General features: G+C 71.6%; 10 protein-coding genes. 3 read left to right on the forward strand and 7 right to left on the reverse strand.

Features of this window, described 5'->3' with window-relative positions; genetic code table 11:
• Positions 1-388: 388 nt before the first annotated feature.
• Positions 389-1,675 carry an ROK family protein gene (locus tag ACFRCG_RS47460; RefSeq protein WP_380042906.1) on the reverse strand — a complete coding sequence of 429 codons (1,287 nt, stop codon included), beginning with the start codon at positions 1,673-1,675 and terminating at the stop codon, positions 389-391.
• Between the two features lie 182 nt (positions 1,676-1,857).
• On the opposite strand from ACFRCG_RS47460, the gene ACFRCG_RS47465 reads away from it, so the two are divergent.
• Positions 1,858-3,339 (forward strand): carboxylesterase/lipase family protein, encoded by a 1,482-nt coding sequence (locus ACFRCG_RS47465; protein WP_380042907.1) that lies wholly within the window; start codon positions 1,858-1,860, stop codon positions 3,337-3,339.
• Between the two features lie 127 nt (positions 3,340-3,466).
• Here the strand turns inward: ACFRCG_RS47465 and ACFRCG_RS47470 are convergent, their stop codons facing one another.
• Complete coding sequence (locus ACFRCG_RS47470) at positions 3,467-4,246, reverse strand: SDR family oxidoreductase (protein WP_380042908.1); 780 nt, start codon at positions 4,244-4,246, stop codon at positions 3,467-3,469.
• Positions 4,247-4,421: 175 nt separating this feature from the next.
• Here ACFRCG_RS47470 and ACFRCG_RS47475 point away from each other — a divergent pair, with 175 nt between their 5' ends.
• Positions 4,422-5,033: an isochorismatase family protein gene (locus tag ACFRCG_RS47475; protein ID WP_380042909.1), complete on the forward strand. Its 612-nt coding sequence runs from the start codon at positions 4,422-4,424 to the stop codon at positions 5,031-5,033.
• A 52-nt stretch (positions 5,034-5,085) separates the two neighbouring features.
• Here the strand turns inward: ACFRCG_RS47475 and ACFRCG_RS47480 are convergent, their stop codons facing one another.
• Positions 5,086-7,086, reverse strand: a complete 2,001-nt coding sequence (locus tag ACFRCG_RS47480; protein WP_380042910.1) for a BTAD domain-containing putative transcriptional regulator — start codon at positions 7,084-7,086, stop codon at positions 5,086-5,088.
• Between the two features lie 115 nt (positions 7,087-7,201).
• Between ACFRCG_RS47480 and ACFRCG_RS47485 the strand changes: the two genes are divergently transcribed.
• Positions 7,202-8,266 carry an NADP-dependent oxidoreductase gene (locus ACFRCG_RS47485; protein ID WP_380042911.1) on the forward strand — a complete coding sequence of 355 codons (1,065 nt, stop codon included), beginning with the start codon at positions 7,202-7,204 and terminating at the stop codon, positions 8,264-8,266.
• Positions 8,267-8,493: 227 nt separating this feature from the next.
• On the opposite strand, the gene ACFRCG_RS47490 is transcribed toward ACFRCG_RS47485, so the two are convergent.
• The 4 genes from ACFRCG_RS47490 to ACFRCG_RS47505 all read right to left on the reverse strand — a co-directional run bounded on the left by ACFRCG_RS47490 (position 8,494) and on the right by ACFRCG_RS47505 (position 12,858).
• Positions 8,494-9,474, reverse strand: a complete 981-nt coding sequence (locus tag ACFRCG_RS47490) for a hydroxyacid dehydrogenase (protein ID WP_380042915.1) — start codon at positions 9,472-9,474, stop codon at positions 8,494-8,496.
• A 71-nt stretch (positions 9,475-9,545) separates the two neighbouring features.
• Positions 9,546-10,490, reverse strand: a complete 945-nt coding sequence (locus ACFRCG_RS47495; protein WP_380042912.1) for a carbohydrate ABC transporter permease — start codon at positions 10,488-10,490, stop codon at positions 9,546-9,548.
• Complete coding sequence (locus ACFRCG_RS47500) at positions 10,487-11,392, reverse strand: carbohydrate ABC transporter permease (RefSeq protein WP_380042913.1); 906 nt, start codon at positions 11,390-11,392, stop codon at positions 10,487-10,489. The genes ACFRCG_RS47495 and ACFRCG_RS47500 overlap by 4 nt, the downstream gene beginning before the upstream one ends.
• Before the next feature lie 131 nt (positions 11,393-11,523).
• Positions 11,524-12,858, reverse strand: coding sequence for an ABC transporter substrate-binding protein (locus ACFRCG_RS47505; RefSeq protein ID WP_380042914.1), 1,335 nt, complete (start codon positions 12,856-12,858; stop codon positions 11,524-11,526).
• Positions 12,859-13,084: the final 226 nt, after the last annotated feature.

Below are 13,084 nucleotides of genomic sequence, written 5' to 3' on the forward strand. Positions count from 1 at the left end.
CCCTCCCCGGCCACCCGCCGCAGGTCGCCCTTCCCCCGACCCAGGCCCCCGCCCCGACGAAACCCCACACCCCGAAGCCCACACCGACGGCGGCCAACCCCCCGACCCTGACCAACCCCGCACCAGCCGGCCCGCAACCGACAGCGCAACGCGCGCCGGAAGCGCCCGGCCCACTCGGGAAGGCCCTCCGGCGGACTCGACCCGAGCGCCCTCCCTCCCCGCCGCTGCCGGCCGGTTTTCGCCGACCAACACACCCGCCTCGCCGAAAGCCGAAGTCTCGGAGCCCCGCACGCCGGCGGCGGTCCATCGCCGAATCGCACCGCCCCGGGCGGTCGCGCGCGTTGCCGACTCGCCGTCTACGGCCTGGTGTTCGGCGGTGTTGTCGGGGTTAGGGGGACTGGGGGTTCAGGTGTGGGACCTGGGTTGGGGTGTTCAAGGTGGTTTCTCGGCTGGTTTGCAACGCGCCCCTCAGGGTGGCTTCCTCGGACAGCTTGCCTGCCGTGATGGTGGGTTCCAGGTGGGGGGCCATCGCGCGGCGGCCGGACAGGGTGGTGTTGATGCCGTCGGTGAGCCAGGGGTACCAGGTTGCCAGGTAGCCGCCGAGGATTACCTCGGCCGGGTCGACCAGGCCGGTGATGGCCAGTACCGCGGCGCCGAGCGCGTGGCCGGCGGCGGTGAGGGCTTCGGTTGCGGTCGGGTCGCCGGCTCGTAGGCGGTGGTCGAGTTCGGTCAGGGCCGCGTCGACGCCCTCGTGTGTGGCGATGTCGGCGAGGCCGGCGGCCGCGGTGAGGGGTTCGGGGCCGACGTACATGGCCAGGCAGCCGCGTGCGCCGCAGGGGCAGTCGGGGCCGTCGAAGGCGAGTGGGATGTGGCCCACCTCGCCGGCCAGGCCGTGTGTGCCGGTGTGGATTCGGCCGCCCACCACCAGGCCGCCGCCGACGCCGGTGTCGGCCTTGATGTACGCGACGGCGTGCGGGAGTTCGCCACCCTGTTCGGCGCGGGCGTGGTACTCCGCCAGGGCCGCCACGTTCGCGTCGTTGACCAGATCCACCGGGCAGGCCAGGTCCGGCAGGTGCGCCGTCACCAGCGCTCGCAGGTCGGTCCTGGCCCAGCCGAAGTCGATCGCGGCGGCGACGGTGTGGCCGGGCCCGGTGACCGGCCCGGCCATGGCGATCACGACCCGCGCGAGGTGTGCGTCGGGCCGCGTGCGGACCACCTCCTCGGCGCGACGGATGGCGTCGGCGAGTACGGCCGCCAGCGGCTCGGGGTCGCCGAACGGCGCGTGGTGCGGGACGGAGGCGCGGTGCACCACGTCGCCGGCCAGGTCGGCCGCCAGTACCTCGACCCGCTCCAGGGTCACCTGTACCGCGATCGCCACCACCCGCCCCGGCACCAGGCGCAACAACCGACGCGGCCGGCCCCGCCCGCCGGAGGATGCCGAGCCGACCTCGGCCACCAGGCCGCGCCCGATCAGTTCGGCGGCCAACGCGGTGACCGACGCGTGGACCAGGCCGGTGGCCGCCGCGACCTCCGTTCGTGCGCACGGCCCGTGGGCGGCGATCTCGCGCAGGACCAGCGCCAGGTTGTGACGCCGCACGGCGGCGGTGTCGGTGGGGCTGGGGCCGGGCCCGGGGCTGGGGCCCGGGCCCGGGTCGGGCGTAGCGGCGGTGTTCACGTCGTCGATTGTGCCCTGGCTCCCCCGCGCTGCGGGGATTATTTTTTTCAACTCTTGCAATATTTATTGGCCCGGGTCGATACTCACCGACAAGACCCTGACAAGACCCTGACAAGATCCCGACAAGACCGTCGTACCAGTCGAACCCCCCGAACCCCCGACCCCGCACCCAAGGATCGCCCGTGTCCCAGCAGCCCCTCGTCACCACCACCCTGGGCCCCGTACGGGGTGTGTGGCAGGACCGGTCCGCCCGCTTCCTGGGCATCCCCTACGCCAAGCCGCCCGTCGGCGACCTCCGCTTCGCCGCCCCCGAGGTCCCGGAGCCGTGGACCGAGCCACTGGCCGCCACCGCCTACGGGCCCACCGCCCAGCGGCGCGGCTTCGGCGAGGGGCCGACGATCATCCCCGAGCCGTCGATCCCCGGCGACGACGTACTCAACCTCAACGTGTTCACCCCCGATCCCACCCCGAACGCCGCGCTGCCCGTACTGGTCTGGATCCACGGCGGCGGCTTCGTGGCCGGCTCCGCCGCCGGCCCGTGGTACGACGGCCGTACCTTCAACCGCGACGGCGTGGTCCTGGTCTCGCTCGGCTACCGACTGGGCATCGAGGGTTTCCTGCACCTGACGGACGCGCCCGACAACCGGGCCGTACTGGACTGGATCGCCGCCCTGCGCTGGGTCCGCGACAACATCGCGGCCTTCGGCGGCGACCCCGCCAAGGTGACGATCGCCGGCCAGTCGGCCGGGGGCGGCGCGGTCCAGACGTTGATGGCCACCCCGTCCGCGCACGAGTTGTTCCGGGCCGGCATCTCGGTCTCCGGCGCGGTGATGGACCCGCAGCGCCGCGCGGACGGCCTCGCCGTGGCCGCGCGCTTCACCGCCCGCACCGGCCTGCCCGCCACCGCCGCCGCGCTGCGCGACCTCTCGCACGAGGAACTACAGCGCCTGCAGGACCTGGTCACCGCGCCCGAGGACGGCGCCGCGCCGCTGCCCGAACTGCTCCTCGCGCCGTTCGCCGACGGCGAGTTGATCCCCGAGGACGTGCACGGCGCGTTCCGGGACGGCTCGGCCTCCCCGGCCCCGCTGATGCTCGGCGCGACCCACCACGAGTTCAACTTCGCCGCCGAACTCGGCATGGCGGACGCCCCGATCGAGGCCGCCGTCGGCGTCCTCGGCTCGATCGGCCTGTCGTCCGAGGGCACCTCGGCCTACCTCGCACTGCACGAGGGCGCGACCCCCGCCGGGGCGATCGGCCAGGCGATCACCGACTCGATGTTCCGGGTCACCGCCTCGTCGATCGCCGAGGCGCGGGCGGGCCAGGACCGGCCGACCTGGATGTACGCCTTCGAATGGCGCTCCACCGCCCCGATGTTCGCCGGCCAGGCGTTCCACTGCCTCGACCTGCCGTTCGCCTTCGACCTGCTGGACGCCGAGCGCGCGGAGGACGCGACCGGCCCCGACGCGCCCGTCGCGCTGGCCGAGGCGATGCACGGGGCGTGGGTGTCGTTCGTCCGCGACCTCGACCCGGGGCGGTCCTGGCCGCGCTACACCCGCTCGGGCCGCGAGACGATGGTGTGGGACACGACGCCCTACGTCGCCGGTGACACCCTGGCCGCCGAACGCGAGATCTGGGCGACGCGCTCGGTTGCGACGACAACCTGATCGGGGACGGCCCATGGCGGGCCGGTACGAATGCCTACGGCGCCCGGTCCCGGGTGGGGCATGCCCCACCCGGGACGGCCGTCCGCGCATGCGGGTCACGCGGTGGCGCGGTCCGCCCGCGGGCGGGTCACGCCGTGGTGCCGGCGAGCCAGTCGCGGTAGGTCGGGCCCGCGAGGGTGGCGTGCGGGCCGGGGAGCAGGCCGCCGTTCTCGAACAGGTCGCGATCCGGGTTGGCCGGGTCGCTCACCTCCTCGACGCGGACCGTGTGGCCGCGCCGCTCCAGCACCAGTCGTGCCATCTCGGCGAGGTTCTCCTCGCGCGGACCGGCGATCTCCGCGAACGGGGTACCCGCCGTCTCCGCGATCGGCCCGTCACCGGTGGCCAGTTCGACCAGACCCTCCGCCACGGCCCGCGCGCCGACCAGCTGGGTGCGCATCTTCGGCACGTAGCACACCTCGCCGCGCATCCCCCAGCCCGCCAACTCCTCGACGAATTCGTGGAACTGCGCCGCCCGCAGGATCCGCACCGGCACCGGCCCGGCCAACACGGCCTGCTCGTGGGCCAACTTGGCCGCGTTGTAACCCGCGACCGAGGCGTCGATCCCGATGATCGAGGCGACCACCATGCGCCGCACGCCGGTCTTGGCACCCGCCGCCTGGAGGTTGCGCGCCGAGGTGGTGAAGAACTCGGTGGCCTCCTGTTGGTCGGGCGAGGGTGTGCTGGACACGTCGATCACGCGGTCCACTCCCTCCAGCGCCTCGGTGAGCCCCGCACCGGTGATCACATCCACACCGGTGGACCGCGAGATCGCGACCACCTCGTGCCCGCGCTCCCGGAGCACGTCGACCACGTGCCGCCCGGCCCGACCGGTGGCTCCGACGACCGCGATCCTCGAACGAGTCTCCATGGTGTTCTCCCTCTTCGTATCCGTCCCGGGTCGCGCGACCCCGATGTACCGCGACACCACGTTGACGATTCCGGGTACCCCCGTGTGACACCCGCGAGCAACCTGTTTCAAACCGAGTCGCCCAAGGTTCGACCCCCTCGGCACCGTCGCGGAGGACCGGGCAGGATGGGGTGGCATGACGCAGAACGTGGACGCCGTCTCGGCATTGATCATCGTGGACGTACAGGTCGCCTTCGTCACCGGCGAGGGTGCGGTCCCGGACTCCGAGCGTGTGCTGGATCGGGTCGGGGCCCTGCTCACCGAGGCACGGGCGCGCGGGTCGCTGGTGGTGCATCTCCAAAACGACGGACCGGTCGGCGCGGACGACGAAATCGGTTCCCCCGGCTGGGAGTTGATGCTGCCGGTACGGCCCGGTCCCCGCGAGGTGGTGATCCGCAAGACCGAGGACGACGGCTTCGACGGTACGTCGCTGGCCGAGGTGCTGGCCACGGCGGAGGTGGCCGGCGTCGCCGTGTGCGGCGTGATGTCCGAGATGTGCGTGGGAGCGACCGCACGGGCCGCGCTGGAACGCGGCTACCGGGTGGTGTTGCCGCACGACGCGCATGCCACGTACGACATCCCGGCCGCGCCCGGGATCAGCGAGGCGGTACCGGCCCCGATGGTCTCGCGGGTGGCCGAATGGGCGCTGGGCGACGAGGTCGAGATCGTCCCGCACGCCGACGACGTCGTCTTCACCACCGCCGGCACGGACACGGCCCGCCCCGAAGGCGCGGAACACCCGGCATAGCGCGGTTCACCGGTGCGGTACCCGCCGCCGCACCGTCAAGGGTGGTCGTCCCTCAGGTCAGGGCCGGTCGGCCCGCGAGTTCGCCGGCTTCGCACAGCCGGTCCAGGCCGTACGCCCGGACCGATTCGGCCAGCCGGTAGCGGGGGCCGTCGAGTTCGATCGTCATCGCGACGAGGGAGCGGTCCACCAGGCGCGTCAGGGCCTCGACGACATCGAGGTCGCCGCCGTCCGCCCCGGCGACCTCGATCACGTCCGGGAGTCGCCGACCGCCCTCGACCACGGACAGGCGGCGAAGCACGGCCTGTTCGGGTGGGGACAGCAGTTCCCAGCTCCAGTCGAGCATGGCGCGCAGGGTGCGGTGTCGGGCCGGGCCGGCCCGACGGCGCGAGGCCACGATCGCGAATCGATCGTCCAGGCGGGCGGCCACCTCGGCGACGCCGAGGCCGCGCACCCGGCCGGCGGCCAGTTCCAGGGCGAGCGGGATCCCGTCCAGACGACGGCAGATCGTGACCACGTCGGCGGCGTTGTCGGCATCGAGACGGAAGCCCGGTACGGTCGCGGCGACCCGCTCGACGAACAGCTCCACCGCCGCATGGCCCATCGCCTCCTCCGGTGCCGCCTCCGACACGGGCACCGGCAGCGGCGAAACGGGCCACAACCGCTCGCCCGGGACGGCCAGCGGCTCCCGAGCGGTGGCCAGAATCCGCAGACCGGGCGCCGCCCGAAGCAGCCCCTCGGCGACGGTGGCAACCGCGTCGACGACGTGCTCGCAGGTGTCCAACACCAGGAGCAGCCGCCGAGACGCCAACGCGGCGGCCAACGGGCGTGGTTCGCCGCCGACTCCCGGGGCCGGGCCCAGCTCCCGGGAGATCGTCGCGGCGACGTCGGCCGGGGTGGCGGCGCGGTCGAGCTCCGCAAGGTCGACGAATCCGACCGCCTCGACGCCTGGGAAGCCGTCGGCGACCGGCGATGGTGCGTCCCGGGCCGCCTCGACCGCCAGCGCGGTTTTGCCCACACCGCCGGGGCCGGTCAGCGTGACCAGCCGTTCCGTGGCCATCAGCGCCCGCACCCGGGCCACCGCGTCCGCCCGACCGACCAACGGCGTGAGCGCGACGGGCAACCCGACCGGCACGGACGCAACAGCGGCAAACGCGACGGAACCCGAGCCGGAGCCCGCACCCGAGCCGGAGCCCGAACCGGGGTCGCGAACAGAACCCGACTTCGCTGCCGAATCCGAAACCCATCCCGGCGCAACGGCCGCCCCCACTGGGGAATCCACCATCACCGAACCCCGCGCAGTCGCCTGCAACCCGGGATCCTGTCTGAGGATCCGCTCGTACAGCGCCGCCAGTTCAGGCCCCGGGTCCACGCCCAGTTCGTCCGCGAGCCGCTCGCGCAGTTCCGCGTACACCGCCAGCGCCTCGCTCTGCCGCCCGGCCAGGTACAGGGCGCGCATGTACACCGCGCGCAGCCGTTCGCACAGCGGGTGACGGGTCACCAGATCGCCGATCTCGTCGACCGGGGACGGTTGTTCGCCCAGATCGAGCCGGGCCAGCGCGTGTTCCCCCTGGGCGGTGATCCGTTCCTTGTCCAGCCGCGCGGCCACCGACCGGGCGAACTCCTCGTCGGCGACGTCGGCGTACGCGGACCCGCGTCCCATCGCCAACGCGTCGCTCAGCAGCGTCTTGCGGGTCTGCGCGTCCTCGGTGGTCCTGGCCCGCTCGACCAGGACCCGGAAGCGGCCCGCGTCCACGGCGTCGGGCGAGACGGCGAGGCGATAGCCGGGCGGCTGCCACACCACCAGGTCCCGTCCGCCCGGTTCGGCGGCTTCCAAGGCGCGGCGCAGTTGGGACACTCGGGTCTGGAGCGTGGCTACGGGGTTGCGGGGGAGTCGGCGGCCCCACAGGTCCTCGATCAGCCGGTCGGCCGGCACCGGTCGGCCCTCGTGGATCAGCAGATCCGCGAGCAGCGCGCGCACCTTCGCCTCCGGGATCGGCACCGACGCGCCGTCCTCCGTCCAGACGGCCAGCGGGCCGAGCACCCCGAATCGCACCCTCGCACGCTACCCGACGCGGACCTACAGCCGATCGGAAGGAAACCGGAAGTGCGGTCCGCCAACGTATGGAGTGCCACACCGACCGAGAGACAGAGACAAGGAAGTCCCCGCGATGAACCCAAAGAACAACAACACCGACAGCGCCGACAGCATCGACGGCGCCGACACCCCGCGTCCCTCCGTGAACCGGGAAATCCACTTGGCGTCGCGCCCGGTGGGCGCACCGGGGCCGGCGAACTTCGCGTTGGTCGAGACGGAGATCCCGGAGCCCGCAGAAGGGCAGATCCTGGTTCGCAACACCTGGATGTCGGTGGACCCGTACATGCGCGGCCGGATGAACGACGACGCCTCCTACATCGTCCCGTTCGCGATCGGCGCCGTGCTGGAGGGCCACGCGGTCGGCGAGGTGGTGGCCTCCCGCAGCGCGGAGGTCGCCGTGGGCGCGACGGTGTCGCACTTCGCCGGATGGCGGGAGTACGCGGTGATCGACGGCGCCGAGGCCACCGTCCTGGACGTCTCGGCCACCCGCCCGCAGGACCACCTCGGCGCACTGGGGCAGGTCGGCTTCACCGCCTACCTCGCGGTCGCCGAGGTCGCTTCGGTACGTCCGGGCGACGTCGTCTTCGTCTCCGGCGCCGCCGGTGCGGTGGGCAGCCTGGCCGGGCAGATCGCCCGAAACCTCGGCGCGTCCCGGGTGATCGGATCGGCCGGCGGGCCCGAGAAGGGCCGGATCCTGACGGACGTGTTCGGCTTCGACGCCGCCCTCGACCACCGGGCCGGTTCGATCGCGGAGCAGTTGGCGGAGGCGGCGCCGGAGGGCATCGACGTATACGTGGACAACGTCGGCGGAGACCACCTGGAGGCCGCGATCGGGGCGATGCGGATGCATGGGCGGGCCGCCATCGTCGGCATGATCAGCGGCTACAACGCCACCGAGCCGGTCCCGGGCCCGAGCAACCTCTACGACCTGGTGCTTCGGCAACTGACCCTGAAGGGCCTGCTCGTGGTCGACCACTACGACAAGTTCCCGGCCTACCTCACCCGGGCGACGAAGTGGCTCGCGAACGGCAGCCTGCACACCCGGGAAACGATCGTGCACGGCATCGACCGCGCCCCGGAAGCCTTCCTCGGCATGCTGCACGGCGCCAACACCGGCAAAATGCTCGTCCGGCTGTGAGGCCCACCCCCGCGGAGCGGGAGCGGGGGTGCCCTCGAGGTGTTCGGACACCCCGCCTGGTGGGCCACCGTGTCCGCACCCGTTGCGGCCGAGCGCCACCGGACTTCGGGCGGCCTCGAACGCCGGGCCGGCGGCCGGAGGGGGTGACGCCCGAAGCCGGGATTCGGACGTCACCCCGTCACGCACCGCCGCGCCCGCCGCGCACCGCCGCGACCCCGCGCCCGCGCTCAGGCCGAGCGCGTCAGCGTGGCCGGTTCCACCTCGTGGGCAAACGGCACGCCCCGGGTGTAGCGGTCCAGTTCGTCGAGGGCCGAGGCGACCATGCGACGGAGTTCACCGCCGAGGGAGCCGGCGATGTGCGGGGTCAGCAGGACGTTGGGCAGGTCGTAGAGCGGGGACGCGGCCGGGAGGACGTCGGGCTCCGTGACGTCGATGACCGCGTCCAGGCGGCCCGCCACCAGCTCTTCCGTAAGGGCTTCCTGGTCCACCAGTGAGCCGCGCGCGGTATTGATCAACGTGGCGCCGTCCCGCATCAGGGCCAGCCGGCGGCGGTCCAACAGGTGGTGGGTGGATTCCAGTTCGGGGGCGTGCACGCTGACCACGTCGGAGCGGCACATCAGTTCGTCCAGGTCCACCCGTCGGGCGCCCATCGCCTCGGCCTGATCGGTGGTCACGTACGGGTCGTGCAGCAGCAGTTCGAAGTCGAAAGGGCGCAGCAGTTCGAGCACACGCCTGCCGATCCGGGACGCGCCCACGATCCCGATGGTGCGCCGGTAGTTGCCGAATCCCGGGAATCGGGCGTCCCAGTCGACCAGGCGCCGCTCCGCGCGGTAGGCGTCCCGGATCCGCAGCACCCGCTTGTTGGCGAACAGCACGGCGGCGACGGTGTATTCGGCCACCGGCAGCGCGTTGGCCGCCGCGCCGGAGGAGACGATCAGCCCGCGCGCCCAGGCCGCGTCGGTGAGGTGGTGCTTGACCGATCCGGCCGCGTGCACGACGGCACGCAGCCTCGGCGCGCGGGCCAGGGCCGCCTCGTCCAGGGGCGCGCTGCCCCAGCAGGTGAACAACACCTCGGCCTCGGCCAGTGCCGCGACCGCGTCGGGGGCGGTGAAGTCGGCCGCGATCAGGTCCAGGTCGACCTCGGCGAGCGCGGCCAGTCGGGTCCGGGCCTCGTCGTCCAGGATGCGGGCGGCCACGGCCGGGTCCATCGCGAGCAATACCCTCGGTCGCCGCCGCTCCGGGCCGCCGAGTCGGGTGGTGGTGGTACTCGTACCGTCGGTCACTTGACGCTCCCCGCGGACAGCCCCGAACGCCAGTGGCGCTGGAGCGAGACGAAGGCGACGACCAGCGGGACGACGGCCATCAACGATCCGGTGATCACCAGCGGGTAGAACTCGGGCGACGCGTGCGCGTTGGTGTTCCACGAGTACAGGCCCAGGCTCACCGGGTAGAGCTTCTGGTCGGAGAGCATCACCAGGGGCAGGAAGAAGTTGTTCCAGATCGCGGTGAACTGGAACAGGAAGATGGTCACGAAGCCCGGCATCATCATCGGCAGGGCCACCGCGCGGAAGGTGCGGATCTCGCCGGCGCCGTCCATCCGGGCCGCTTCCAATACCTCTCCGGGGATGTATCCGGCGCTGAACACCCGCGCCAGGTAGACCCCGAAGGGATTGACGATCACCGGGATGAACACCGCCCAGAACGTGTTGACCAGTCCCACCTTGGAGGCGAGCAGGTACAGCGGCAGCGCCACCGCGGTGGTGGGCACGAGTACGCCCAGGAGCACGCCGCCGAACAACTTCTCCTTCCCGGGGAAGTCGAACTTGTCGAACGCGTAGCCGGCCAGCACGCTGACGAACGAGCCCAGGGCGGCACCGACGCCCGCGTACAGCAGGCTGTTGAGGTACCAGCGCCAGTAGATCCCGTCGCTCTCGTTGTTCACCGCCTTGACGTTCTCGGCGAAGTGGAATCCGTCGAAGGCGAAGCCGTCGCCGCCGAACAGGCCGCCCATGTCCTTGGTCGCGGCGATCAGCAACCAGGCCAGCGGCAGCAGCATGTAGAGGGTGGCCAGGACCAGGGCGCCGTTGACCGCGATCCTGGACATCAGCGCCTCGGTGGCGCGGCCCTTGGCGCGGGGGCGGCGGGCGGGTCGGCCGGTGCGGGCGGGCGTCGGCGCGGGCGCGTCGGCCGCGGCGCCGCCCGGGTGCTGCACGGTGGTGCTCATGCGGTCCTCCGTCCGGACGACAGGCGGGTGACGCCGAACGACAGCGCCGCGGCGAACACGGCCAGCAGCACCGAGGCGGCGGCGGCCAGGCCGAAGTCGTTGGCGCGGAAGGCGGCCGAGTAGGCGTACATGTTGGGCGTCCAGGAGCTGCCGACGGCCGGATTGGCGTCGCTGAGGATGGACGGCTCGGTGAACAGTTGCAGCGAGCCGATGATGGTGAACAACATCGTCATGGCGACGGCGGCGCGGATCATCGGGATCTTCACCGACACCGCGATGCGCACCGGTCCGGCGCCGTCGACGGTGGCCGCCTCGACCACCTCGCGCGGGATCGCCTGGAGCGCGGCGTAGAAGATGATCATGTTGTAGCCGATCCACTCCCACGTGGCAATGTTGACGATCGAGAACAGCGCGGTGTCCGAGGCCAGGAAGTCCCAGTGCAGACCGCCGGACTCGAGCAGGTCGATGATCGGGCTCAGGCCGGGGGTGTACAGGTAGACCCAGATCAGCGCGGCGATGATGCCGGGCACCGCGTGCGGCAGGAACAGCGCGAGTTGGAAGAATCTGCGGGCCCGGGCCAGCGCCGAGTCGAGCAGCAGCGCCAGCGCGAGTGCGGCGCCGACCATGATCGGGATGTACAGCAGGCAGTACAGGCCGATCGCGATGAAACCGTCGCGGAACTTGTCGTCGCCGAGCGCGTCGGCGTAGTTGCCGAGGCCGGTGAACACCCGTCTGGTGCCGCCGAAGCCCAGGCCCGAGGTCTTCTCGGTGAACAGGCTGAGCCAGATCGCGTACCCGATCGGCACGATCATGGTGGCGATGAACAGCACGTAGAAAGGGGTCAAAAACAGGGCGGCGGTGGTCTTCCGGCGCCGGCGGCCGGCGCGCAGGGATGTGTTCATGGAGTGGAGCTGCTTCCTGGTGGCGGTCCCCCGACGCGCGACGGCGCGGCGCGCGTCGGGGGCCTGCGGATCTCGGATCCGAAATCGTCGTCGCCGGGCGGGCCCGGCGCGAGGCGTCGACGGTCGGTCGGCTACTTGACCGAGATGCCGCGCTTCTTCAGCTCCTCGACGGTGGTCTTCTGGGCCTCTTCCAGGGCGCCCACGATGGTGCCGCCGCTGGAGAGCTTGCCGAACTGGTCCTTGAGGATGGTGTTCGTCTGCGTCATCGACGGACCCCACGTCCAACCGGCGCCGACCTTGCCGGCCGCGTCGGTGAACAGCGGGTAGATGTCCTGCTTGCCGAAGTAGCCGGTGTCGAAGAACTGCGAGGCGGTGGGCACCAGTTCGGTGGCGGCCGGGTAGGCGCTGGAGGTGCCGGAGGCGATCCGCGCGGAGATGCCCTCCTTGGTGGTGGTCATCCACTCGATGAAGGTGAGCGCGGCCTTGCTCTTCTTGCTGTCCTTGCTCACCGCGAAGGTCGAGCCGCCGAGCATGGCGTTGGCCGGGGTGCCCCAGTCGGGCAGCGGCGCGACGGCCCACTTGCCGGCCAGGTCGGGCTGGCTGCTCTTGAGCACGCCCGCGCTCCACGAGGCGCCGACGATGCCGACGGTGCCGCCGCTCTTGAGGTCGGCGTTCCACTGCTGGCTGAACGAGGGCTGCACGCGCACCAGGTCGTCGGAGACCAGCTTGTTCCAGTACTCGCCGACCTTGCGCGAGTTGGGGTCGGTGAGCGAGACCTTCCAGGACTCGCCCTCGGTGCCGAACCACGCGCCGCCGGCCTGCCAGGTCAGGCCCGCCATGGTGCTGGGGTCGTCGGGGTAGAAGGTGCCGATCCGGGCGTTCGGGTCGGCCTTCTTGACCTGCTCGGCGGCGGCCCGGTACTCGTCCCAGGTCTTGGGCACCGCGATGTTGTGGTCGGTGAAGAAGTCCTTGCGGTAGTACAGCGCCATCGGCGCGGCGTCCAGCGGCACCGCCCAGGTCTTGCCGCCCAGTTCGGTCAGCTTGTTGACCGACGCGGGGAACTTCGACTTCAGCCCGGACACCTTCGAGGTGATGTCCTGCACCGCGCCCTGACTGACGAAGTCGGGCAGTTGCGGGTACTCGATGGTCAGCACGTCGGGGGCGTTGCCCGCCTTGACCGCGTTGGACATCTTCGCGTAGCCGCCCGCGTTGCCGGACGGGATCTGCTCGTACTTGACCTGGATGTCGGGGTGCGACTTGTTGAACGCGTCCACCACTTCCTGGGTGCCCTTGGTCCAGGACCAGAAGCTCAGCTCCTGCTTCTGCCCCGGGGCGCCGCCCGCGGCGGGGCCGGCGCCCGTGTCCTTCTTCTTGTCGTCGTCGCCACCGCCGCAGGCCGTGACGAGGCTCAGGGCGGTGACTATGCCGACGAGAGCCGTGCCGAGTCGGATGGATGTGCGCTGCATGGATGCTCCTGGGTCGAACCTGCATCGAAGGCGATAGCGAGCATCATTCGTTCAGGAGCGAACAGCGTCAAGAGCAAATGAACAATCGATGAAAAACGAAACTCGCTATGATCGTTCGATCACGCAGGGGTTCGGTCGGTTTCGCTCGTTCGCGAGGGGGTGGTCGGTGTCGGTACTGCGGACAGGATCGCCTCGGTCGGTGCGTCCGGGTCGGCCGGCTCGGTGG

Source organism: Embleya sp. NPDC056575 (genome assembly GCF_042793325.1).
In the GTDB taxonomy this organism is placed as follows: domain Bacteria; phylum Actinomycetota; class Actinomycetes; order Streptomycetales; family Streptomycetaceae; genus Embleya.